General features: G+C 61.2%; 21 protein-coding genes and 2 pseudogenes. 9 read left to right on the top strand and 14 right to left on the bottom strand.

What is annotated here, in order from left to right; genetic code table 11:
- Positions 1 to 5 precede the first annotated feature (5 nt).
- A complete protein-coding gene (locus tag AC07XB_RS26270) occupies positions 6 to 314 on the top strand; it encodes an Ada metal-binding domain-containing protein (RefSeq protein WP_492830898.1) in 309 nt (102 codons plus the stop codon).
- Complete coding sequence (locus AC07XB_RS26275) at positions 311 to 1,054, top strand: 2OG-Fe(II) oxygenase (protein WP_492830897.1); 744 nt, start codon at positions 311 to 313, stop codon at positions 1,052 to 1,054. Before AC07XB_RS26270 ends, AC07XB_RS26275 begins: the two co-directional genes overlap by 4 nt.
- A gap of 252 nt (positions 1,055 to 1,306) precedes the next feature.
- Here the strand turns inward: AC07XB_RS26275 and AC07XB_RS26280 are convergent, their stop codons facing one another.
- A complete protein-coding gene (locus AC07XB_RS26280; protein ID WP_492830896.1) occupies positions 1,307 to 1,840 on the bottom strand; it encodes a methylated-DNA--[protein]-cysteine S-methyltransferase in 534 nt (177 codons plus the stop codon).
- Positions 1,841 to 2,096: 256 nt separating this feature from the next.
- Between AC07XB_RS26280 and AC07XB_RS26285 the strand changes: the two genes are divergently transcribed.
- Positions 2,097 to 2,267: a hypothetical protein gene (locus AC07XB_RS26285; protein WP_492830895.1), complete on the top strand. Its 171-nt coding sequence runs from the start codon at positions 2,097 to 2,099 to the stop codon at positions 2,265 to 2,267.
- 301 nt (positions 2,268 to 2,568) lie between these two features.
- Positions 2,569 to 2,718, top strand: coding sequence for a hypothetical protein (locus AC07XB_RS26290; RefSeq protein WP_492830894.1), 150 nt, complete (start codon positions 2,569 to 2,571; stop codon positions 2,716 to 2,718).
- Between the two features lie 463 nt (positions 2,719 to 3,181).
- Here AC07XB_RS26290 and AC07XB_RS26295 read toward each other — a convergent pair whose 3' ends face one another.
- Complete coding sequence (locus AC07XB_RS26295; protein ID WP_492830893.1) at positions 3,182 to 4,090, bottom strand: LysR substrate-binding domain-containing protein; 909 nt, start codon at positions 4,088 to 4,090, stop codon at positions 3,182 to 3,184.
- A 91-nt stretch (positions 4,091 to 4,181) separates the two neighbouring features.
- Between AC07XB_RS26295 and AC07XB_RS26300 the strand changes: the two genes are divergently transcribed.
- Complete coding sequence (locus AC07XB_RS26300) at positions 4,182 to 5,609, top strand: FAD-binding oxidoreductase (RefSeq protein WP_493688114.1); 1,428 nt, start codon at positions 4,182 to 4,184, stop codon at positions 5,607 to 5,609.
- A 123-nt stretch (positions 5,610 to 5,732) separates the two neighbouring features.
- Here AC07XB_RS26300 and AC07XB_RS26305 read toward each other — a convergent pair whose 3' ends face one another.
- Complete coding sequence (locus AC07XB_RS26305; RefSeq protein WP_492830891.1) at positions 5,733 to 7,976, bottom strand: PhoX family protein; 2,244 nt, start codon at positions 7,974 to 7,976, stop codon at positions 5,733 to 5,735.
- A 552-nt stretch (positions 7,977 to 8,528) separates the two neighbouring features.
- Positions 8,529 to 9,464 (bottom strand): LysR family transcriptional regulator, encoded by a 936-nt coding sequence (locus tag AC07XB_RS26310; RefSeq protein ID WP_492830890.1) that lies wholly within the window; start codon positions 9,462 to 9,464, stop codon positions 8,529 to 8,531.
- On the opposite strand from AC07XB_RS26310, the gene AC07XB_RS26315 reads away from it, so the two are divergent.
- The 3 genes from AC07XB_RS26315 to AC07XB_RS26325 all read left to right on the top strand — a co-directional run bounded on the left by AC07XB_RS26315 (position 9,441) and on the right by AC07XB_RS26325 (position 12,730).
- The gene (locus tag AC07XB_RS26315) at positions 9,441 to 10,511 is read left to right on the top strand and encodes an alpha/beta hydrolase (RefSeq protein ID WP_493688113.1); all 1,071 of its coding nucleotides are present in this window, start codon (positions 9,441 to 9,443) and stop codon (positions 10,509 to 10,511) included. The genes AC07XB_RS26310 and AC07XB_RS26315 overlap by 24 nt on opposite strands.
- A gap of 27 nt (positions 10,512 to 10,538) precedes the next feature.
- Complete coding sequence (locus AC07XB_RS26320) at positions 10,539 to 11,525, top strand: Bug family tripartite tricarboxylate transporter substrate binding protein (RefSeq protein WP_492830888.1); 987 nt, start codon at positions 10,539 to 10,541, stop codon at positions 11,523 to 11,525.
- Positions 11,526 to 11,758: 233 nt separating this feature from the next.
- On the top strand, positions 11,759 to 12,730 hold the full coding sequence (locus AC07XB_RS26325) for an AraC family transcriptional regulator (RefSeq protein ID WP_492830887.1): 972 nt from the start codon (positions 11,759 to 11,761) through the stop codon (positions 12,728 to 12,730).
- On the opposite strand, the gene AC07XB_RS26330 is transcribed toward AC07XB_RS26325, so the two are convergent.
- The 7 genes from AC07XB_RS26330 to AC07XB_RS26360 form a co-directional block, all read right to left on the bottom strand.
- Positions 12,727 to 13,431, bottom strand: a complete 705-nt coding sequence (locus tag AC07XB_RS26330; protein WP_492830886.1) for a response regulator — start codon at positions 13,429 to 13,431, stop codon at positions 12,727 to 12,729. The two genes, AC07XB_RS26325 and AC07XB_RS26330, sit on opposite strands and share 4 nt — an antisense overlap.
- Before the next feature lie 423 nt (positions 13,432 to 13,854).
- Positions 13,855 to 14,904 (bottom strand): porin, encoded by a 1,050-nt coding sequence (locus tag AC07XB_RS26335; RefSeq protein ID WP_492830885.1) that lies wholly within the window; start codon positions 14,902 to 14,904, stop codon positions 13,855 to 13,857.
- A 204-nt stretch (positions 14,905 to 15,108) separates the two neighbouring features.
- The gene (locus AC07XB_RS26340) at positions 15,109 to 15,636 is read right to left on the bottom strand and encodes a TIGR00725 family protein (protein WP_492830945.1); all 528 of its coding nucleotides are present in this window, start codon (positions 15,634 to 15,636) and stop codon (positions 15,109 to 15,111) included.
- Between the two features lie 40 nt (positions 15,637 to 15,676).
- Complete coding sequence (locus tag AC07XB_RS26345) at positions 15,677 to 16,501, bottom strand: ABC transporter permease (RefSeq protein ID WP_492830884.1); 825 nt, start codon at positions 16,499 to 16,501, stop codon at positions 15,677 to 15,679.
- Between the two features lie 9 nt (positions 16,502 to 16,510).
- Positions 16,511 to 17,617 carry an extracellular solute-binding protein gene (locus tag AC07XB_RS26350; protein WP_492830883.1) on the bottom strand — a complete coding sequence of 369 codons (1,107 nt, stop codon included), beginning with the start codon at positions 17,615 to 17,617 and terminating at the stop codon, positions 16,511 to 16,513.
- Positions 17,618 to 17,652: 35 nt separating this feature from the next.
- On the bottom strand, positions 17,653 to 18,690 hold the full coding sequence (locus tag AC07XB_RS26355; protein ID WP_492830882.1) for an ABC transporter ATP-binding protein: 1,038 nt from the start codon (positions 18,688 to 18,690) through the stop codon (positions 17,653 to 17,655).
- A gap of 8 nt (positions 18,691 to 18,698) precedes the next feature.
- Positions 18,699 to 19,550, bottom strand: a complete 852-nt coding sequence (locus tag AC07XB_RS26360) for an ABC transporter permease (protein WP_492830881.1) — start codon at positions 19,548 to 19,550, stop codon at positions 18,699 to 18,701.
- 178 nt (positions 19,551 to 19,728) lie between these two features.
- Between AC07XB_RS26360 and AC07XB_RS26365 the strand changes: the two genes are divergently transcribed.
- The gene (locus AC07XB_RS26365; RefSeq protein ID WP_492830880.1) at positions 19,729 to 20,622 is read left to right on the top strand and encodes a LysR substrate-binding domain-containing protein; all 894 of its coding nucleotides are present in this window, start codon (positions 19,729 to 19,731) and stop codon (positions 20,620 to 20,622) included.
- A gap of 688 nt (positions 20,623 to 21,310) precedes the next feature.
- Here AC07XB_RS26365 and AC07XB_RS26370 read toward each other — a convergent pair.
- The 3 genes and pseudogenes from AC07XB_RS26370 to AC07XB_RS26380 form a co-directional block, all read right to left on the bottom strand.
- A complete protein-coding gene (locus AC07XB_RS26370) occupies positions 21,311 to 22,021 on the bottom strand; it encodes a GGDEF domain-containing protein (protein WP_494752808.1) in 711 nt (236 codons plus the stop codon).
- Between the two features lie 460 nt (positions 22,022 to 22,481).
- A pseudogene (locus AC07XB_RS26375) lies at positions 22,482 to 22,721 on the bottom strand (LuxR C-terminal-related transcriptional regulator); the annotation flags it as partial.
- 114 nt (positions 22,722 to 22,835) lie between these two features.
- Positions 22,836 to 23,561, bottom strand: a pseudogene (locus AC07XB_RS26380) (helix-turn-helix transcriptional regulator); the annotation flags it as partial.
- Positions 23,562 to 24,024 lie beyond the last annotated feature (463 nt).

Raw genomic sequence — 24,024 nt, forward strand, 5'->3', positions numbered from 1 at the left:
CACCCATGCCGACATCGAGCAAGACATTCACCCTGTTGGGGCTGGATGGCAAGCCTTACGCAAGCCCCGACCCTGGCACCTTCGGAGGTCATCGCGGCGGCATGCTGTACGGCCGCATGGATTGCCGTGCCGCGCTGCAGGCGATTGCCCGCGGAGGTTATGTGAAGCACCGCGTTTTCTTTGCCGACGAGGCCACAGCCATCGCCGCCGGCTACCGGCCGTGCGCCGTCTGTATGCCGCAGGAGTACGCAATCTGGAAAAAAACCCAACCGGCCAAGGAATCCGGCGGCACACACAAGGAGACACGCTCATGAGCGCGTTATTGTCGATGTCCGCAGACGCGGACACCTTGCCAGAGACCCGGATTGTCGCCGTGAACTGGCGCGCCGTCGAAGACGATCTGGGGCGTGACGGCTTCGCCGTATTGCCTTCACTGCTGACGCCTGATCAATGCGAAGAACTTGCGGGCGGCTTTTTCGAGGAAGAGCGCTTTCGCAGCTGCATCGTGATGGAGCGCTACGCTTTCGGCCGTGGCGAGTACAAGTATTTCCGCTATCCGCTGCCCGATATGGTCGGACGGCTCCGCCAGTCGCTCTATCCTCACCTAGCACCCATCGCCAACCGATGGCACGAGGCCATGCGGATCGCGGGGCGCTTCCCGGCGACGCATGACGAGTTCCGGGCAGTCTGCCATACCGCAGGCCAGCAGCGGCCGACGCCGCTGTTGCTGCGGTATCAAGCGGGCGACTATTGCTGTCTGCACCAAGACCTGTACGGCGATCACGTCTTCCCGTTTCAGGCCATCTTCCTGCTCGACGAGCCGGGGCGCGATTTCGAGGGCGGCGAGCTGCTGCTGACGGAGAGCAACCCGAAGAGACCCGGCCGAGCAGATGTGGTGCCGTTGCGTCAGGGTGATGCCGTGGTGCTCGCCGTCAACTACCGGCCCGTGCGCTCCGCACGCGGCTTCTACCGAGCGAACCTGCGCCACGGGGTCAGCCGGCTGCACAAAGGGAATCGGCACACGCTGGGCGTCATCTTTCACGATGCCAAATGAACTGCTGAACTTCTCTCGATAACACGCTGCGCATCCCGGCGCGGGTGAGTTGTGGCCGCTCAAGCGAGCCCCTTTCTTCCTTGAGACCAGCATGGCGGGATCGTTCGCCGCAGGGGACGTGCGCGTGGGCTCGGTCAAGCGCGCGGTCACGGCGGTTGGAGAAGGCGCGACGGCGGTGACTTTCATTCACCGTTATCTGCACCAGACGAGGCAGTAGTCTGATTGAATAGGGCCCCTCGCGAAGTCTGGGGTCTACTGGCCGACGGTCTTGCTGAGAAACCGCGAAACCTGTTCTCTGGCAAGCAGGGCTCGCTGAATGCTCTCACCCCATCGGCAGATGGAGAGAGCACCGTCCGTCGCGACAACGCGATGACATGGGACAGCAATTGCCAATTTATTGCGACGGCAGACTTGCTCCACGTTCGTGGCCGCTGCCGACGACGCGCCGATCAACTGCGCAATGGCGGCAGGGGTGAGGGTCTTGCCTGGCGGACACAACCTGAGCGAGGCCCAGATCATTTGCTCAAAGTCTCCCCCTCGAATGTCGAGCGGCAAATCAGACTGTTCGAGCGGGTTCTGAATGCAGGCGAGGACTCGCGCCATGATGTTCTGCTGTCCTTCCTCAATGGGTTCAAGGTCGGCCACTGGGAAGTCGTCCCGCAGTTCGTCCATCAGCTTCGTCGCATCCTCTCCGAGGTAAATGCCGCAGACGCCTCGGCCATTGATGGCAATCAAGGCGTTGCCCACAGAGGTTTCTCGGATGCCAAATCTGATTCCGTCGTTCATGGTGCGCTGTCCGGGCATGGCTGCATGGAAAAAGGGATCAAGTGCTTTCGTGAAACCACCGCTGCGAAGTGGCGTGCCTCGCATTGAACGAAACGTTATGTGTTTGCCTCGGACAAGGCGCTCCGTTTCTTGCGCTTGAATCCTGCGATCACCCTGAATGCTTCGAGCGCAAGGATCGGAGTGCCAGGTACTCACGTCCTATCTAGATTCACCCCATCGAGATACGCATGGGGTCGCAATGTCCAGTGGAAAGATCATGAAAATCGCGGTGAAGCCGCGCAAGGCGCGAAATCCGCTCGTTGCCATCGTGCGTTTTCGCCACGCTGGAAGCCACCAGAAGACACCACATGAGCTCCGCCAGGAGGCGAAGCGAGCATTGCAGCGCGAACTTGGCCAACTGTCGGCGGGCAGAGGCGGCGATGAGTGACAAAGAAAGAGGCTTTGCCGCGCGTGCCGTGGGTGGCCGCAACGTCGCTTTCTTTGCTCAAGCCATGGCCGCGGCGCGCGCTCATGCCTGTGGCAAGCGTTCTCGTTCGCTAAGGCGTGACGGCCAATCAGATCACCATCCTGTCGGTCATAGTTTCCGTCGCGCTGGGGGCGTGCCTAGCGCTTGCTCCAGGAAAGCCTGTTTTGCATGCACGCGCTGGTGCCGTTATGGCTGGTGGCGCGCACCGTCCTAGCCATCGCTTGATGGAACGCTCGCCGTCTGCTTCGGGCAGAAAAGCCGGATGGGCGGCTTCCTCAACGAGGCGGGGGACATTGCTTCCGACATTGCGCTCTATGCCCCTTCGGCGTTTGTCAGCCCATTCACTGCGCTGCAGGTGGCATTGGTCTTGTCGCTGGCAATCGCGCGCGAACTCGCGGGGGGTATGCAGTGAGTGGGTGGGCACCGGTCATCGATGCGAAGACCCATTGGGCAAGGCTGATAGGGCAATCGCGTTCGGCGCCATCAACTTGTGGATCGTGGTTCAGGGTCCATTGCCTGGTGTGGCTTCGATCCTAACGCCGACCTTCGCTGCGTTAGCGCTTCTGACCTTCACAAATCGCTATCGCTATGCGGTACACGAGTGCAGAACGCTACCATAAGCGGCTCAGGCAACCTGGAGCGGGGAGGGCGTCTTTTCTGTATCCTACGCACTGGTTGACGATGGTGTTGCAAGAGTTGCTGCCCCGCAAATCGCTCCATCTCCCGCGCCAGCAAAAGATGTGCGATGCTGACGGTAAAAGCGACGGTAAGGCGCCATGTCGCTCACAGCCATTCCCTTTCACCATGCGGATTTAGGCGACCTATTAACGATTGAGTGGCAATGGCAGAAATGGCAGGAGGAATGCAGGCTCCGCTCAGTCCATTGCTCCCATCCAAGTCGCAAAAGCCTCAATGTCCGCTTGCCGCACGTTCTGGGCCATGGCGACCAGGTAAAAGCCATAACCTGGCAGCGACAGCGGATGCGCCTTGACCAGTGCCCCGGATCTGAGCTCATGGCCCACCACGACGTCGCTGCAGATCGCGATCCCCTGCGCCGCGACGACGGCGTCGATGGCGTGCAATTCCTCCCGGAAACTCAGCGCCCATGTTTTATCGGCCGCCTTCAAGCTCGGATCGATCAGGCCCGCGGTCGCAAACCATCGCCGCCATGTGGGGGCGTGCGGATCCCGGGTCATCCAGTCGAAGTGGATCAGGGGGAAGCGCAGCAAATCCGAGGCGCGCTTGATGGCGTGTCCATCCTTAGCCAGTAGCGCCGGGCTGCAGACCGGGAAAAACGTGTCCCGACAGATCTCCCGCACGACGAATCCTGTTGGCATGGTCCGGGCATAGCGGATCGCCACATCGGCGTCACCCGATCGAAGGTCCAGGATCGCGTCCGTTCCGATGATCTCAAGCGCGATGTCTGGGTATTGCTCCCGCCACTGCGGCAGATGCGGGACCAGCCATCGGCTCGCGAACGCATTGGGGCTCGTGACGCGCAGCGGAGCAGGCGCGCTGGACTCCGCCATCCCGGCCACCGCGCTCACGAGGGCATCGAAACCATCGCGCAACGCCGGATACAGCCTCGCACCCGCGCCCGTGAGCACCAGAGGCCGCGGGTGGCGCTGGAACAGGCGGTGCCCACACGTCTCTTCCAGCCCCCGAATCTGATGGCTGATGGCCGTGGGCGTCACGTGGAGTTCGGCGGCCGCTGCCTTGAAACTGCCAAGCCTGGCGGCAGCCTCAAAGGCCTGCAGCGATCGCAGAGGGGGCAGCTTTCTCATGGGCGTAGATGAATTTTCCTCACCTGAAGCTGAGTTCTTTGATTTTGCCATGGGAAAGGGCGCGTGACAGGATGTTCTCGGTCGGATGGGATTGACCCCGATCAAATTGAAAAAATTAGGGGTAAATATGGACACTGGGCAACTGGGCAAGCGCCTCGGGACCGATCGGCCGGCATCAGTTCTCGACACTTTACGGCGAAAACTCGACGGAGATGTGGTCCTCCCGGACGATCCCGGCTACGAGGAAGCGCGCAAGGTCTGGAACGGCGCGGTGGACAAGCGGCCAGCCATGGTCGTGTACTGCGCCAGCACGGCCGACGTCATCGAAGCGGTGATGTTCGCCCGATCGGGCAACCATCTCGTGGCGGTCCGCAGCGGCGGGCACAATGTGGCGGGCTTGTCGGTTTGCGACGATGGGATTGTGATCGATCTGTCTCGCATGAGGCACATTGCCGTCGACCCGGCGCGGCGCGTGGCCCGTGCCGAAGCCGGCCTGAGCCTGGCCGAGTTCGATGCCGCCACACAGGATCATGGACTGGCCACTACGATGGGCGTCAATGGCGACACGGGCATTGCCGGTCTGACCTTGGGCGGCGGATTTGGCAAGCTCGGGCGCAAACACGGACTGGCCTGTGACAATCTTCTGGCCGCCGATGTCGTGCTGGCGGATGGCAGGCTCGTGAAAGCCAGCGCCGTCGAGAATGAGGATCTGTTCTGGGGATTGCGCGGCGGCGGCGGCAACTTCGGCATTGTCACCGCGTTCGAATACCAGCTCCACCCGGTCGGGCCGGCACTGCTGGTGGGTTCGGTACTATACCCCTACGACCGCGCGCGCGATGCGATGCGGTTCTACGATGATTTCTGCGCTCGGGCTCCGGACGAAGTCAGTGCGGACGCCGCCCTCGTCACGGCCCCGTCGGGCGAGCGCTTCTTCAATATTTCGGCCTGCTACTGCGGCGCGAACGAGATCGGCGAGCGCGTCATCCGTCCACTCCTGGAGCACGGGGCCCCGGTCGAGAGCAAGCTGGCCCCGGTTCCCTACCTTCAGATCCAGTCTGGCGGCGACAGCCTCTTTCCGCGCGGACGCCGCTACTACTGGAAGGCGCAGTATCTGCACACGCTCACCGACGCCGCCATCGACACCGTTCTCGAATCCTATGCGCGTGCGCCCTCGGTTTCCTCGCTGCTGGTGTTCCAACACGTCGGCGGCGCCATTGCCCGCGTTCCTGCGTCGGCAACGCCCTATGCGAATCGCGATGCGCGCTACGACTGCTTCCCCATCTCGATCTGGGATACTTCGGCCGAGGAAGATGCCGCGATCCGCTGGGCGCGCGACGTGTGGAGCGCCGTCAAGCCCTTTTCGACCGGAGGCGTCTATGCGAACAACCTCGGCGACGAGGGCGAGGACCGCGTGCGCGCCGCCTATGGTGAAAACTATGTGCGCCTCGCCGCGCTCAAATCCAGGTACGACCCGGCCAACTTCTTTCGCCTAAATCAGAACATCAGGCCCTCGGTCTAGTGGATCGTAAGGTCTAAATAGGACGTGGGGCGTCTCCCCAATGTATGCCCCCTGCGGGGCGAAAAAAAAGAGACGCCCGAGCCATCAAGGCTTGGGCCAGAGGCGAGCAAGGATGTGACTCAACTAGATTGCGATTTCGCCGCCATTGGTTTTCGTCACAACAACCGTCGCTGAGCGGGGCCGCTTCTTGGCGGTGCCGTCCGTCTGGCTGGCCGGCCAGTTGCTACCGTATGTTTTGGCGGTGTAGTCAGCTGGAGTATCTTCGCCAGGATGCTGGACGTTGAAGAATAGCGTCTTGCGATCCGGCGTCATCGCGAGCCCAGTGATTTCGCAGTCCTTCGGACCGACCAAGAAGCGACGCACGGTGGCGCTAGTGGCGTTGGCACCCTTGAAGGTAGAAGTGCCGCCGGCGGCGGTGACCGCGCCGCCATCGCCGACCTTGCCGGGAATAGCGGCCAGCAACATACAGTTGGTGACGTCCGTGTAGGCGCTGTCGTCGGTCTCGATCCACAGGATGCCACGGCTGTCGAACCACAGGCCGTCGGGACTGGAGAAGTCGTTGACGTCAGACAGCTTCGACAGGTTCACGTCTGCAGCGGCGCCGGCTTCAGCGCCGAACAGGTAAATATCCCATGCAAACGTCGTGGCGGCAGGGTCGCTTCCTGCCTCGCGCCAGCGGATGATGTGACCGTTGGGGTTGCCCTTCTGCGAGGTCGTGCCGTTCTTCAGATCCTCGTAGTAGCGTGGATTTGCTGCATCGGGCTTGAGTTGACTGCCTGTCGGAGTAGCGGTCGAAGAGACGCGGTTGCTATTGTTGGTGAGCGTCATGTAGACCTCGCCGTTCAGGGGATGGACCGCACCCCATTCGGGGCGGTCCATCTTGGTGGCGCCGAGCTTGTCAGCGGCCAAGCGAGCGTGGATCACGACATCAGCTTGATCGGCAAAGGGGTATGCGGTATTGCTGCTGTCGATCCCATTCTTGCCAAAAGTGAGCTCCAGCCAGTTGCCGCTGCCGTCGGCATTAAACTTGGCGACATAGAGGGTGCCTTGGTCCATGTATTTGGCGCCCGCAGTCAGTCCCTTGCCCACGTCGGCCGGATCCCAGTTCGCCCTGGAAACGAACTTGTAGATGTACTCATTGCGGGCGTCATCGCCCATATAGAAGACCACCGGCTTGCCAGCGACCGGATTGCAGGGCCAGCAACCTTCGTGGTTAAAGCGACCGAGGGCGGTACGCTTGACCGGATTGGAACTCGGACTGAAGGGGTCGATTTCGACGATCCAGCCAAAATTGTTGATCGTGTTCCGGAAATCGACATTAGCGCTGGCGCCGGTCACGGCGGAGTTCCAGCGAGCGTAGTCGTCGCCGCCGCCAGCCGTGTCCCACAGATAGGGGCTCTTGCGATTCTGGGGCAAGCCGTATCGGTTGAGGGAGGTGATTTCCTTGGCACTGCGGGCGGCATCATCACCGGCGGCACGGCCGATCACATTGAGGTAGTTCTCTTCGCAGGTCAGGTAGGTGCCCCAGGGGGTATAGCCGTTTGCACAGTTATTGTTGGTACCGCGGGTTGAGGTTCCATCGGGAGAGTGCTTAGTCTTGACCAGGTTGGAGCCCTTGGCCGGACCCGCGAAGTCCATCGGCGTGGCGGAAGTGACACGACGGTTATAGATGGAACCCCGCACCATGGACACGTCCATGTTGCTTGCACGCTTGATCTCGCAGATGCTTACCCCATGGGCTGCGATCTCCTTGTCCACCTCGGAAGCGACGCGAGCGCTGCCCGCGGTACGGCCGGTGGGATGCAAACAATATGGCGCCACTACGTACTCGTGGTTCACGCACAGCAGACCGCGCTCGGAGCGATCGGCTTGCCAGGCTCCTGCGTCGGAGAGGCCGAAATAGTGCATGCCATCGTGACCGTCGCCGATCCGCCGGTTGTAGGACTCTGACGTCTCTGATCCGTCATCGGCCCAAGCCGTATCGCTTGAATGGAGAGGATCGCCAAGGGCGTGGAGGACGCTGACCTGATAGCCGGGGGCGATAGTGACTAAGTCGTTCTTGTTCTTAGGAACGGCGTCGAAGTTGAAGGCGAGGGGGGCAATGCCGCCACCGGTACCACCAGTGCCGCCACCGGTACCGCTGCCACCACCAGTACTAGCAACGGCATCGTCACTGCTACCGCACGCGCCCAGACTGAGACCACCCAGCAGAGTTGACGCAGTGACGGCAATCCCCCCCTTCAGTATGTTGCGACGGCTCATTCGCGCAGCTACCACGTCGCGGATGTGGGTGTTGGATGAATGATTGATGACTTCGTCTTCGTCAAGGGAGCAAGGCGCTCCGGTAGCGTTGGACTTGCTGCTCATATGAGGGGATCTCCAAGACTGGATTGGCTTAACTTCCAACGCTAACCGTTTGATATGGCATTTTTATTATCGAATGTATATTCAATGAGGTAACGGTGGATTTCTGACTGCCGTTTTTTGTTAAAAACAGAAATGTATCGAGGTAGGAGAAAATTTATGCGTTTTATTTACATATAGCGCGTAATATTCGCATGTGCGCGGCATTGAGGAGCCGGTTCTGCGGACCGAGGGCGACATGTTGCATTTGACATCCGGATGACGAGGCGAATAAAATAAGCCGTCCTGGGATCGGCGATTCAATGGAGTGTCGACCGAGACGGGGGCTGGCACGAATCTAGTATAGGAAATAAGACCGGATTTTAATTTCGCTATAGATGGGATAAATGCGCGCTATCGATATACTGTCGGCGCGAAATGGATATGAACTGCCGAGCAGTTGACAATCCTCGATCGGGAAAATAAAAATCCAGCCGATGCGGGCCATCCAACGCTCAACATCGTCAGATCACAGGGTCGTAAATGATCGGTGGTTGCCTTTGCGTGTCGTTGGCGTCAGGCGCTCGTCGTCTTTTTTTGCGGCTTTCGGCTACGGCGCGAGGCCCGTCCGATGACGGCAGCTAGAATGTCCCACAGCATCTGTGCGGGCATGCTCAGAGTCATATCGCGGCGACGCACGAGGAATAGCTCGCGCTCGATGCGCGGTGCCGTCAGCGAGATTGCAGTCAGCCCTTTCAGTTGAGACGCGAGCAGGCCCGGCAGGACGGCGATGAAGTGTCCATGATCTAGATATCCCATCATGGAGGACAAATGATCGACTTCATTAAACCAGGGCAGCGCAATTCCAGCCTTGTGAAGAATGGGATCGACCTCCTGCCGGGTAGAGCTTGTTGGCTTGAATGCGAGCACGCGATGCCCCGGCAACTCGTCCCACCGCAAGGTCGCGCGCCGCGCCAGTGGATGATTCTCCGGCAATACCAGCATGAAGGAATCTGTGGCAACTGGTTGCGTGACGAGGTCGCCGTTGGGTTCCCACAGCGTGGTGATGCCAAATTCCACCTCCCTCCCCAGCACCATAGACCTGACACGTGACCCGGCGTCGTCCCGCAGGCATACCTGCACATCCGGGGCGTGTCTGTGAAACTCCATGACCGCGGCGGAGAACAGGGAGTGGGCCACGGACGCCATGCACCCGACTGTGACCTTCCCGGCTAGGCCCCGGGCGATCCGAAAAACTTCCTGCAAGCTCTCCTCTAGCGACTCAAGTAAGGGTCGCACTCGTTCCAGCAGTAACTCCCCCAAGGGCGTCAGAGTCATGCTTCGTGTGGTTCTTTCAACCAACCGCCCCCCTAAGGCCGCTTCCAGTTTCGCTACCCGCCTGCTCAGCGCAGAGGGTGTGATGGAAAGGGCATCGGCTGCACGATTGAAGCTTCCCAAGCGGGCCAACTCGTGCAATGCGCGCAGGTCGTGCAGGTCGTAATTGATTCTCATGAGGCAATAATCATCGATTATTTTGCAATTGACTACATTATGGCCGATCAGGAAGATGGCGCCACCACAACCTCGGGTCCGGGTATGACATCGTCTTGCGTGACCCTTCGTTCCATCGGCAGCTACTTTGTCGGCGGTAGCAATCACAGGCTGGAGGGGCTCCCTGTGCAATGCCGACGGATGGTGCTCGGAGGTGAGCCTCGCCATGTTGACCCGAATGGTGACCATGTCGCAGGTCAGATGTACGTGCAGGCGTTTCGTCTTGTCTTGCCCCGTTCGCCGCTGCCGGTTCTGCTTTGGCATGGCGGCGGCATGACGGGAAGTAACTGGGAAAGCACGCCGGACGGGCGGTGCGGCTGGCTCTGGCGTTTCCTGAGCGCGGGCTATGACGTACTCGTTTCGGACGCCGTGGAGCGGGGGCGGTCGTCCTGGGCAATGTATCCCCAAATCTATGCAGAGCCGCCGATGTTCCGAAGCAAGGAGGAGGCCTGGCGGATGTTTCGCATCGGTCCTCCCGGTGGGTACCAAAGCGATCCTGCGCATCGGCAGGTGTATCCGGGGCAGCAATTCCCGACGGATTTTTTTGACGAGTTTGCCAAGCAGTGGGTGCCACGTTGGGCCGATCACGAGGACATGACCCTGAGCGCATACAGTGCCTTGGTGGAGAGGACCGGTCCCTGCATTGTGGTGGCACACAGTCAGGGTGCGGGTTTCGCGGTTGCGATAGCACAGAGGTACCCCGACATCGTACGTGCCGTCATCGCCATTGAACCCGGTGGCATGCCGGAGCCGCGTGGGGGGTGTCTTCCGCCTCATCTGATCGTGTGGGGCGATCATTTCCGGCAACCAGATCCTGTCTGGCAGGGCTACCGCGCGTTGGCGGACAACTATGTGGCCCATGGAAATCGATTGCCAGGCAATTGCTTCGAGACCCTGACTCTGCCGCTGGCGGGGTATCGCGGTAACTCGCATTTCCCGATGCTCGATCGCAATAGCGATGCCATAGCCGACCTGCTGCTCGAGTGGCTCAGGAAGCAATCCGTTTGAATCACGCATGATATCTAAGTAAAGACCATGATCCACAAAAGCCGGTTTGCCCAAGTTGCCGCGGCATGTACCTTGACGCTGCTCGCGGTACAGAACGGATTCGCTGAGGACGCCTATCCATCCAGGACGATCAAGTTGGTGGTTTCCTATGGTGCCGGAGGCTCTCTGGATGCAATGGCGCGCGTGCTTGCCACCGAGCTTGGGAAGCTTGTTGAGCAGCCTGTAGTGGTGGAGAACATTGCTGGTGCAGGTGGCACGCTGGGCGTCAGGCGAGTCGTGGATGCGGTGCCCGATGGATACACGCTTCTGATGGGGGTGACGTCGGATGTCGCGCTAGCGCCGTCATCCAATCCGACCGTGAAGTACAAGGCGGGAGATCTGCAAGCAGTCGCCAAGGTCGGCACGAGTGGCATCGTGATCATAGGACGGCCTGGGCTCACCGCGAATACGCTGGCTGAGTTGATCGGCCTCGCTCGAAGCCAGCCAGGGACGTTGCGCTATGGCACTTCGGGAGCCGGTTCCTTGCAGCATTTGGCAATGGAAACGCTGAAGCTCAAAACGGGCGTCAACATGCCGTTCATACCATACAAGAGCGCAACACAGGTGGTCGCCGACGTGATCGGCGGCCACCTCGATCTGGGCGTCGTTGGACTGCCGGCCGTGTTGCCTCATATCGCGGGCGGCAAGGTGAAGGCGTTTGCCATCCTGAGTCGTCAGAGGGATGCGGGTAACAGGAATATTCCGGCGGCGGCCGAGATACCTGCACTTCAAGCGCTCGACTTTAACCTGTGGACGGGCATCTTTGCACCGAAGGGAACGCCAGCTCCCGTTGTCGACAAGCTAAATGCTAGCGTCGCTGTTGCGCTCAGGCGTCCGGAGCTTGTCGAGAGGTATACGCAGATGGGGGTTGAGATCGCCGCGTCGGCTACGCCTGAGCAGTTTTCGCAGTATGTGGCTGCGGAAGAGCGAAAGCTCAGAGAGGCATATGAGAGAAGCGGAATCAAGGAGCGTTAGCTGGGCGTGGGCAGATGGAAGCGCCATGCGGCATGGTGATTGGGTCCCTGGTTACCGATGGCCATCCAATCCAGCGTTTTGGGTTTCATTCACTTTGTTGGTTGTGGTAGCCGGCGGAAAAGTTGGCGCCGAAGCTGCGACCAGCCACGTAAGCGCCGGCCAGAGGACTCATCGATCCTATGTGCAAGCGCAGCTGCGATTGACCCGGATGAGCAACCATTTGGCAGAAAGTTATGCATGAAAAGCCAGAGACATTTGCGGAGATGTTCATTGCGAACGACGCTGACGAATTTGCGGCGCGTCTTCGACCTATCTGGGGCAACGTCGCGATCGACTCGGGGAGGGGCGATCACCTCGACGTGCGTCTTGCGACGAGTCTCGCCGGGGGGGCGGTGACGCATCGAATCCAGACGACAACGGGCGTTACATTCCGATTTGACAGGCAGTTCGATGGCTATGCGCTTGTTCTTCTGCATGAAGGCAGCCTCCGGGCCCGGATAGGACAACAGGATCGCGACTGGGCCGCCGGCGCTTGCGCAGTTCTGGATGCGGTGCAGGTTAGCCAATGGCAATGGCAGGCAGGCAGCTACGACTTGCTGCTGGTCGCGGCGGACGATATCACGCAGCGACTTTCGTCCTTGCTAGACGCACCGGTGACGCGCTCTTTGATGTTCCAGGCAGAGGTCTCGCCGGAGTCGGATGGGGTGAGACTGGGCCGTGCAGTGATGGAGCTGATGCAATCGTGCTTCGACGCTGGCAGCTCCGGGTTGACTGCGATGGCCACGGCAACCAGCGTGCGCGACGTCGCGGTGGGGACCTTCCTGGAGGCCTTGCCGCACAACTACTCCGACAGGCTGCACATCAAGAGACCGGGGCCATCGCCACGGCACATAAGATCGGCGGTCGAGTTCATTCATGCCCACGCGCGGGAGAGCATATCCGTTGAGGATATTTCGAGTGCCGCCCGCGTCAGCGTACGCGCACTGCAGACGGGATTTGCGACGTTCAAGGGGACCACGCCGATGGCGTATTTGAAGCGAGTGCGCCTGGAAGGGGTGCGTAACGAACTCCTTCAATGCGATCATACGTCCGTCGCCGAAGTGGCGGTGCGCTGGGGTTTCAAGCACCTTGGTCTGTTTGCCAAGACCTATCGCGAAGCATTCGGCGTGCTTCCCTCGGAGACGCGTCGCTTTGCCAGACGCTAGTCTTTGTATCGTGTCACACGGCAGGGGCCGGGCTGCTCCGACGGTTCGAGCAGGTAGCCCAGGCCGCGCACAGTGACGATGGCAACGCCTTTTCCCTCCAGCTTCTTGCGCAGGCGGTGCACGTGGATCTCTATGGCATCGGGGTTGACCGACTCGTCGATGCCGAAGATCTTTTCGGACAACGCCTCCTTGTTGACAGCGCGGCCGTCGCGCAGGATCAGCACTTCGAGCACGGCGCGCTCGCGCGGGGTCAGCGCCACCGGTGATCCATCGAGAGTGAAAACGCGGCTGAGGCTATCATAGCCGAGAGAGCCGCAGCGCAACCGCGGGCTCACATGACCGTAGCTGCGACGAATGAGGGCGCGGGCGCGCGCTTCCAGTTCCGACAAGTCAAACGGTTTGGCGAGATAGTCGTCAGCTCCCAGACTGAGTCCCTTCACACGGTCTTCGACCGAGTCTCGCGCGGTCAGGATCATAACCGGCAGCGCGTTGCGGCGGTGTCGCAGGCGGCGCAACACTTCCAGTCCGCTGAGCTTGGGTAGGCCAAGGTCAAGAATGACGAGCGCGTAGTCCTCGGTAGACAGCAGCTGATCGGCAGAGCGGCCGTCATGCATGCAGTCGACAGCGAAGCCGGCCTGGGTCAAGGCTTCGGCCAGGGCGTTGGCGAGCCTAACATTGTCTTCTACAAGCAGGATTCGCATGGCGCCGAAAGGTTCTTGCGAGAGCCCGGATTGAGTCCTAGTAGTGATAGGGATCGCGGGGAATTAGCGTTACGAAACGCATACCAGACGACCATATCTGGGTAGTCCATGCAGAGGAAGCATCGACGATGATTTCTGCGTCATCTTCATGATATATGCGTGTTTGAGATATCGAGAGCCTGTCCGGGTGCCCTTATATGTCGGGTTCGGGGAAGAGGTCCGGTGTGTGCGTTGCGGACGCGCCGAGGCTCCTCAGGCTGGCGGCGCCGAGTAAGCAAGTCGCCATATCCTGCCACCACGTCATCGGATGTTACGTGCCGCGCGTCGATGCCGACCAGGCTGGAAACGCGCTTGCACAATCGGGCGAGAACGGAAGGCGCAGGAACCGCCGAAGTTCTAGAGGGGCTCCGGCGGGCAAAGCGGTCAGAATTTATGCCGCAAGCCTGCAGTGACGCCAAGGCGGCTGCCGTGGCCGTACATTGGGGTGGCGAAAGCTGTTTGTCCACCCAAGGTGCGCCACGCGTCGGAGAGCGTGGTGTAGTCGGCTTCCAGATATACATCGGTACGCTTGCTCAACGTGTAGTCGAGCATTAGGGCACCGGTGAAGCGGTTGCCCGCATCTGCGCCATGCTTGAGGCGGTCATACGTGCCCATGGCGATGAACGACCAGGCAGGCGTAAAGGCATACTTAATGCCGGTATAGATCGCGTTGTTGCGATAGTCCGCTGTGCCGACCTTGCTATTAGTGTAGCCGAGGTAAAGCGTGGCGGGGCCGGCGCTGTAAGCGCCACCGACGGTCCAAACCTTCTGGTTGCTGTTCGGCACCGCCACGCCATAGTAGGAGGTGATATCCCGCATGACCTGGTAGCCGCCGGCGATCATGAAGGGGCCTGCCGCGTAGCTCAGGCTGGCGCCGTCGGAAGATGATTTGGCGATGCTGCCGGCAACTTCGCCGAAGGCATGCTGCGCGGCTACGCTCAGGCCGCCGAAGGTCCCGGTGTACTTGAGCATGTTGTCTTGGCGCACGCCACCTGTATACGGCCCACCCTGGAAGCCTACAATAGCGAGACTGGCCAGCGCCATGGCGTCGTAGCTTGCCATGACCTCGTGGATGACCGTGAACTGCCGGCCCAGGGTGACGGCGCCGAAGTCGCCCTGCAAGCCGATGTAGGCCTTGCGGCCGAACAGTCGGCCGCCTTGCTGGCTCACCCCGGTATCCGGGGCAAATCCGGATTCAAGGACAAAGAGGGCCTTGGTGCCGCTACCGATGGTTTCGCTGCCGTGAATGCCCCAGCGACTGCCCGTCAGCACGCCATCGCCCATTTGCAGTTTGCTGTCGCCAGCGGCGTTCTCGTTGGTGGTATAGCGAATCGTATTATCGAGAAGCCCGTACAGCGTGAGATTGGATTGCGCTATTGCCGGTATTGCCGTCACGCTACCCGTTACAAATAGTGCTACTAATTTGTAGTTCAAGATTTTCCTCCGTCTCAAGAATATGTGAAAAACACAAATCAAAGGCGTGCGTCTGGCCATGGGTAATGGAAATTCCATTTCCCAGCTCTGATAAACACACCGATTTTTTCGAACCTGGCTGTCGGTTCAAAAGCAAACTGTTAAGTGCCTGGAGTCAGGCGGAAGATGCCTTCCCCTCGCGTAAGGTCGGCCGGTCGCGACGTTTCACCGAGCGCCGGAATCCATCTTGGACGGGGCCGTCAAAGGTACCGGGGCGAGGTAGTCCCCAAGGCAGACAAGCAGGGAGCCGATGTCGTCGAATCGCTCCGCGCCGTGCACCCGCGGCGCGTCGAGCATGGTGAAGACCCGCTTGCCCCACTGCAGGCCAAGCGCGATCTCGGACAGCGTGCCGAGGCCGCCCCCGACCGCGACCAGGCACAGGGATGCACGCGCGATCAAGGCGTTTCGCGTGATACCCATACCCGTCGGCAAGGCTACGGTGAGAAACGCATTGGCGGCCGTGGCATCGTCCTCCGGCAGCAATCCGATGGCGATGCCGCCTGCTTCCACACACCCGCGGGCAGCGGCCTCCATCACCCCCCCCTTGCCGCCACAGAGCAGCGGCATGCCACTCTTGGCCAGCGCGTATCCGAGGACTCGCGCGGCATCGAGCTGCTGCGCCGTGGCCTCACGCGGCCCGATCACGCCAACCGGCATGGTGTGCCGCGCCGGCCCGGTCTGCCGGTTGGCCATGCGCTCCAGCGCCAGGAGGGCAGCGCCGGTCAATTCGGTACTAGCGTCGGCGGACAAGGCATTCTCCAAGTGCAAGCACACAGGTGCACAGCGCCGTCAGCAGCAGCGACAGGGCGGCGGCCTGCGGGAAGTCGGTCTGTCCGTCGGAGAGCTTCAGATAGATCAGCAACGGCAGAATATTGATTTGCGTTCCGGCCAGCGCGAGTGCCGTGCCATAGGTGCCGAGAGCAATGGCGGTAACGAGGCACCAGGCAGCAGTGATCGATGGCCAAAGCTCCCGCAGCGCGATATCGATCAAGGCGCGTTGCGGCGATGCGCCGAGGGTGAGCGCGGCTTCGATCGGGCGCCGGTCCAGATTGGCAATCGCCGGGTACAGCATGAGCGCGACGCGCGGAATCAGGTAATAGGCATAGGCCGCCACCAGCCCTGCCGTCGTATAGATCAGTGTGCCGACCGCGGCCGGATCGGCACCCGCAAGCGCCAGTACGTTCGTCACGAAGCCGGCGCGTCCGAAGGCGAGGATGAAGCCATAGGCGATCACCAGCCCGGAGAAGGCCAGCGGCACGCCGAGCAATGCCAGCAGCCAGCGGCGCCGCGCCGGCGGCTGCCCTGCCAGCATCGCCGCCAGCGGCAAGCCCACCGCGACCGATACGGTGCCCGCTGCCAGCGCCAGCAGCAGCGAGTTGCCGAACGCACTGGCGACGAGCGGGTCCTGCAGCAGCGCCATGAGGCCGGCGCCGCCGGCCGTGCCGCTCGACGCTACCAGCGCGGCGAGCGGCAGGAGGAAGAAGAGCACCAGCAGCAAGGCGGCGGGGACCGCGCCAAAGCGGCGTATGAGGCCGCCGTTCATGGAAGAAGCATGCATCGCTTCACCTTACTTGGCGAGGGCCGCTTGTGCCCACAAGCGGTCCACCTCGGCCTTCTTCGCCGCAGCCTTCACCACGTCGAGCGGATGCACTTGCGGCGCATCGGGCATCTTCGCGCGGATATCGGCCGGGAGTGGTACACCGGGTACGGCTGGACGGACATATCCCTGCGCGAACAAGGTCTGGCCGACATGGCTCATGATCAGATTCAGCCAGAGCTTGGCTGCATTCGGGTTAGGCCCGTTTTTTACCAAGCTGATCGCATACGGCGCCGAGACGCTCGCTTCCTTGGGAATCACCACTTCGACGGCGTCGCCCATGCCGTCGGCATGCTTGGCCTTGAGGCCGTCGTTCTCATATCCGATCAGGATCGGGATCTCGCCCTTGACGAACTTCGCGTAGGGCGTGGTGCCTTCAATGCGCATCACGTTGCCCGCCTCGCGCAGCTTGCCGAAGAAGTCGGCGCCGGGCTTCGGGTTATCGACATTGCCGCCGAAAGCATAGGCGGCGGCGAATACGGCAACCTGCCCCTGACCGGTCGAGCGCGGATCCAGATACACCACCGCATTGCGGTACTCCGGTTTGAGTAGATCGGCCCATCCGCGCGGCACCTCCTTCACCAGCTTCTTGTTGACCAGGAACGCGATGTTCAAGGAATGCACGGTGAACCAGCGGCCCTCCTGTTCGCGGAACACGGGCGGTAGCTTGTCGAAATTGTGCGGCTTGAACGGCGCGACGACATCCTTGTTCACGGCGTCGAGCGCGGAGGCGGCAAAGTAATACGCCGTGTCTGCCTGCGGTCGGCGCCGGGCCTTGTCTAGCGCCACCACGGTGGCCGCCGAGCCGATGTCGTTGTAGGTCAGCTCGACCTTGGGATAGCGCTTCTTGAACTCGGCGAAGAGCGACTTCCAGTTGGCCCACTCCGGCCCGGTATCGAAGGATACGACCAGCCCTTCATCGGCGGCCTTCGCATAGAGCGCCTCCTCGCCCGGATAGAGCGCCTCCGCGGGGGCGGCTTGGACGGCTGGCGCGGCGATCAGCGTCGCCAGCGCGCAAGCACGTCCAACAGCCTGGAGGATTCGTGACAGGGGTCGGTGGTTTTCAATGGTAAGCATTGTGATACTCCAGCAAGCAGGGTGAGTCAAAGGGATCACGCGGGCGACACCGGCAGTACGCGCAGGTGCTCCGGCGCGATGGCGATGCGATGCGTGGCAAGCCGTCGCCCTTCGCATAACAACGGTTGCGATGCGGCATGGGGCAGGAAGTCGTAGCGGCATGTCGCGCCGAAGTAGCGCACTTCGCCCCGATCGCCGCTCAAGCGGTTCAGCGTGCCTTCGGGTGGATCCGGTTGCACATGCTCGGGGCGGACCAGCACGTCGACTTCGTCGCCCGAACGGAAAGCGCCGGTATCGGCAAACAGCACGGCAAAGGAGACATCCACGGAGCCCGACGCGACGACGCGCCCCGGCATCACGCTGGAATGCCCGACGAAGCGCGCCACCTGCGCCGAAGCCGGCCGCTCGTACAGGCGCTGCGGCGTGTCCACTTGCAGGACGCGGCCATCATCAACCACCGCCACGCGGTCGGCGATGCTCAAGGCCTCGTCCTGATCATGGGTGACCAGCAGCGTGGTCGCATTGCAGGCCCGCTGCAAGGCGCGGATCTGGTCGCGCAGTTGCTGGCGGATGCCCGCGTCGAGCGCGGCAAGCGGTTCGTCCAGCAGCAAGACCTGTGGTTCGAAGACCAGCGCGCGGGCAAGCGCCACGCGCTGCTGCTGCCCGCCCGACAGCGAGGTTGGAGGCCTGTCGGCATGTTCGGCCAGACCGACGCGCTCCAGCATCTGGAGCGCGCGCGCACGGCCCACGGCAGCCTCGATGCCGCGCATGCGCAGGCCGTAGGCCACGTTGTCGACCACACTCAGGTGCGGGAAGATGGCGTACTGCTGAAACACCATGCCGACCTCGCGGCGCCAGATCGGAACGCCCCGCACATCATTGCCATTGATGGCAATGCGCCCGCGATAGCCATTCAGCAGCCCTGCGGTCAGGCGCAGAAGGGTCGACTTACCGGAACCGCTTCGACCCATCACGGCTAGCAGCTCCCCTTGCGCGACGGACAGCGTGACGGCATCAAGGCCACGCTGAGCGCCGGCGTATGCAAAACTCACGTTGGCGAATTCGAGACTCATGGTTACCTCTATTTCAATCGTTGAACCGTATTGACCGATATCAGCGTCGCCATGATCGCCAGGCCGAGCAGTACGACGGTGGCGGCGCACGCCATGCCCGTGGCGCCATAAAAGGCCTGTAGCAGCACCACGGGATAGTTGCGGTAGCGAAAGCCGGCGATCAGGTTGGAGACCTGGAACTCGCCGATCGACAGCGCGGAGACCATGACCAGCCCCGAGAAGAGGCTATGCCTGAGATTGGGCAGAACGACCGTGAAGAACTGCTTCACCGGCGTTGCGCCCAGCGTTGCCGCGCAGGCTTCAAGGCGGGCGAGATCGAGGTGGCGTAGATCGCTGAGTAGCGTCTGCACCAGATATGGCAGCGTCAGCACCGCGTGAGCCGCAATCAGCAGCGGCAGCGTGCCGAGCCAGGGCAGCGTGTCGCTGCTGAATACGAGGATGTAGCCGAAACCGAGCGTCAGCCCGGGAACCGCCACCGGCAGCAGCGTGATGAGCCGCGTTGCCGTGCCACGACCGGCCAACGAGCGATGATGCAGCGCATACGCGAGCGGCAGTCCGACGGCGGCGTTGGCGCAGCAGCAGGCCAGCGCAACGATCAGGCTCACGCCAAAAGCTTGCCGGAAATTGGTGTCCGCGGCCAGCTCCATGAACCAGCGGCCGGTGATGCCGCTCGGCAGCAGGGTGTTGGTCCAGATCTCTCCCACGGCCCCGATCAGCAATAGCGCGATCGGCAAGCATAGATAAATTGAGAAGAGCGCGAAGACGAGAAAGAGCGAACGGCGCCACACGGATACGTTTCCAGCCCGATCGAGCCGAGGCGGAACGTCGGACCGCATGGCCGGCGCGGCGGGAGTATGCATGGAGCATTCCTTTATGGAAGAACCGCAACAGGCGCGGCGGGCACGGCACCTGATCGACTGCGGCACGAGATTTGGAAGTTGACGCATTGTTCCAATACGACATGACGTGGTCATGAAGAAGACGTACAAATGGCGCACGCGTCTATGCGCATTTGGAACATCTCGACAGAAGAGACAGATGAAACACCTTTATCCCAGCATGATCGAATTGCTTGCCTTCACGAGTTCAGCAAAGCACCTGAGCTTCTCGCGGGCGGCACGTGAGCTAGGCCTCACACCCAGCGCGGTCAGCCGGCAGATGGCTAATCTCGAGACCTATCTGGGCGTTCAGCTTTTCGTTCGCGATGGCCGCCATCTCGCGCTCACGCGTTCCGGCAATCTGTACCTCGCGCGCATCGCCGAGCCAATGCGCGATATCGGCGGCGCATCACTCGAACTATTCGCGGCCCGGGTGGAGAGCGATCTGCTGACAATCGCAAGCGTGCCGACCTTTACCACGAAGTGCTTGATTCCTCGCCTGCCTGCTTTTCTCGCCGCTACGCCCGGTGTCACCATCAGCTTCTGTCGCCACCTTGCGCACGGCGATCCGTTTCCGCTGGATCTGGACGCGGCGATCCGCTACGGAAACGGCGAATGGGAGGGGGTGGTCAGCGACTACATCGACGGACGGACCTTCGTGGTAGTGTGCGCGCCGGACTTCCGGGACCGGCATCTCCTGCGCCAGCCACAGGATGCGGCACGTCTGCCCCGTCTCCTGCATGGACAGGCGGAGGACGTGTGGTGTCAGTGGGCCGAACACTATGGCGTGCGGAACATGTGCGCGCTGGCGGGACCACGCTTCGAGCAATACTCTGTCTTGATCCAGGCAGCGCAGGCGGGCCTCGGGCTGGCGCTTATCCCCGCATTGCTGGTAAGCGACAACCTGGCGGCCGGGACGCTGATCGAGCCGCTAGCGGCGCCCATTGATGTGGAACATGGGCACTACCTTTGCTATTTCCCTGAACGTATCGAAACGCGGCCGCACTTGAAACGCTTTCGTGATTGGTTGCTATCTCAGGCGGCCGGGTGCTGACCAGCGCGTGCCGGGGGGGTATGCGAGGATGCGGGGAATTTACGATTACGGGTAGTTTGCCGTGGCGAGGTCGGAACGAAAGACATGGCAGCGGAGGCAATAAAGCCGAACCTGGCAACCTATCGTAGCGGCGGCTGCCATGGCAGCCCCTATCGGGGCTGGCGTTGCCGGAGCAAAGCTACACGGTCTGGATGCAGACGGCAACGGAATCCGCGATGATGTTGATGCCGGAGTGCCGGGCAACGCGTTTCGGTGCCGCGGCGTCTTGCTGCACTGCAGCTCGCCCGCGCGCTGCAGGCAACGCTCCTGCTGGATCCAGGGAATGCCCGCGCGGTGCACGACGCAGTCGACGCTGCGGATCGCGCGGTCAAACGCGTGATCTCGCGAGGCGTGTCCAATGCCGGCCGCAGGACGGTTGTCGATATCGAGGCGATCACGGCCAACTGCGCGCCCCGGAAGCGAGCCTATCGCGCAGACAACGCCAGGCTGAAGGGGACAGTTTCCAGAGATCCCGAAGGCGACGGTTGCGCGGCATAGTCCCAAGCTCGGTTTGCGGCCTCGCGCCGCAACCGGTGAACCGAGCCGCCAATGTGCCGCGAGACCCGATCCGGCCTGCTTGCCTAGCTGCATAGCAGGCACTATCCGCCGCTTGAATTCACTGGTCCCAGGTCTTGCCGTCGGCATCGACCTATACGACACCGATGCTCACTGTGACTCGGACCTGCGTGTTGGCTGTCTCGATGGCGATGGCCTCGACGCGTTTTCGCGACCGCTCCGCAATCTCCACAGCCTTGTCCGCGCTGACGTTGGGCAGATAGAGCGCAAACTCCTCGCCACCGAATCGGGCGAAGGCATCACTCGCGCACAGGCTACCATGGACGGTTCTGGCGAAGGCGGCCAACACCTGGTCCCCCACGGGATGGCCGAAACGGTCGTTGATCAGTTTGAAGTGATCGAGGTCGAGGACGGCGACAGCCCTGCCAGGGAGTACCTTGGTCGGCTGGCGGGAGAGGAACCCCCGCCGATTGCCGACACCGGTCAGGCTGTCGGTCTGCGCAGCGAGCCGGAGCGTTGCCTCGGTGCGTTCATTGACCAGGGGTATCACGAGGAGTGCGATCAGGAAATTGGAAAAGATCTGCAGGAGGAGGGCGGTGGCCACGTCGAACGAGGTGGCGATGTCGCCGACGATGACGATGAGGCGAGCCGCGGAGATTGCCGCACTGCTTGCCAGGCAGACAATCAGGGGTAGTTGCGAGGGGAGCGGATCACTGCGCCGATCTCTCCAGAGCTCGACGGCTGAGGCGGTGAGGAAGTAGACGGCAGTGAGATGGTACGCGCTGGATCGCAGGGTGTCGATGAGTGGAAACTGCGTCATGATCCCGACAATGAACCATGCCATGGGAACGGAGAACATCAGCTAGCGATGGATTCTGCGCTGCCCACTCACGCAGCGCATGCCGCCACAGACCAGCACGTAGCCCGCGGTGCCGAGCAGAAGACCAAGATGCGCCCACAGCCATGGAGGCTGTGCGGCGTGCTCACCCAGGGAGGACAGAGTGGCGCCAACTGCCAATGCACTGGACGCAATGGCAAACATGGCCAACCTCCTCGGCTTTCCGGCGCGTGTTCAGGATGTCAAATGCGTTCGCCAATAACGATGTGTCGTGAAGCAGGAGGGTCGTGGCCAGATCAATCTTGATGTGCATGGATGCAACGACCAGAGCGTACTCCGCCGAAAGCCGCGGTTGGGAAGGGATGAATTGCCAGGCAATAGAGTGCGCGGGGCGGATCAGCGGGGTTTTACCCCGCTCACGAAGGGGGTGATAAGAAATGATGCGTTAATTCGTTATTGAGTGCGTTTAAATGATATTAGGGTGATCGGTCGAGGTCGGCGGAGCTACGCCGAGCTGTCGAATTTGGGATATGACTTGTAGTCGCGAGCGTACGCCAAGCTGCCAAAGAATGGTAGAAACATGTTATTTGACAGTGTTTTCCGATAAGCCGAGATGCCGCGCGATAACCTTGTTGGAAAATCCGTCGAGCAGCTGGAGCAGCACAGTACCTTGGCGGCCTGTGAGGCCGAGGGCCTTCGGTTCGATGGTGTTGCTGCTTTGCATTGGATCGGCGGGCTGATCTTGCATGTGGCTCATTGGGCAGATAGATGGGCCGCCATCGCTTGCACGGAATGGCTTTGTCTTCGATAAAAGCTGTGAGCGCGTGCGCGCGCCTAGGTGCGCCAGAATGGCGGAGACATGTTCCTTGATGGTGTTCACTGTCAATCCCAGGCGGCGAGCAATGAGCTTATTGGGCAACCCTTCCAGCACCAGGTCGAGCACGATCTGCTGGCGTTCAGTGAGGCGTTGCACGTCGGCCGTGATGGGAGCGTGATGCTGTGCTGGAGGGATAGGCGCGCTATACGTCTCGCAGTCAGGCCGCGCCGCAGCAGGGGAGGTGCTGGCGCCGCGATGGAAAGCGGCAGTATCGCCCGCAGCCGAGGCAACGTCTTGGGCAGTCGTTTGGGCAACGATGGCGCGAGGCGTCCCGAGACGTGGCGCAAGGCGCGGCAGCGCGACGGGGTGAAAGATGCGGACCGTCTCCAAACGTTCGACGCACGTGAACGTGAGGCCGGATACGCCATGGTCTGCGCGACCAGAATCTTGCTGCCACACGCCACGATCATGTTGGGTGCTCTCGCTGGGCTGCTGGCGGCTGCCTTCTGCCTGCATCGCATGGATCGTTGTATGGAGCTCCTGGATCTGAGAAACCGAAAGCGGTGGCAATGCCGTAAGAATGTCCCTAAGCCACCACGTCACAGCTCCTCTCCCGTTTGTTGTTCCGGCATGCAACCTCTCCGCCGGCATTTCCCCAAAACGCGACTTGCGTGCCAACGTCGCATCGCGATCTTCACCGCAAATTTGCGTCGGCATTGACGTCGCCATCAGTCTACATGCGAGCCTCTCCCTGGAGAAGAATCGAGCTGAGGGCCTGTACGACTCACGTCAGAATGTCTGTGGTTGGCTGGGCATAAATCGAATTTCAGAATGCCGCATTTGTCTGCGTTATTGCTTCTCATTTTCCGAATGGAGTGAGTAAATAGGCTCCTGAGGATCGGATATTGAGCCTTTTGCGGCCTTTAGCGGAAGCTCCGACGTTTCGTTGACCGGGGCCTCTGCGTCCCTTATTTGGACAATCAAGATACAATGTGAATGTCTTTAATTTACAACATATGGCTTGTCTTAAGCAGAGTCCTGCAGGATCCTGTTTCAGGAAGAGGGGGAAGGAATGATGAGAATCAAGCGCATCGTCCAAGTATGCGCAGTGCCTTTGCGACTCGCCTCAGCAGCACGAGCGATTGGCGAGCAAAGATGACGGAGAGAGCAGAGATCCATGCCGAGACGGTTA

Source organism: Cupriavidus sp. GW821-FHT02F09 (genome assembly GCF_059421605.1).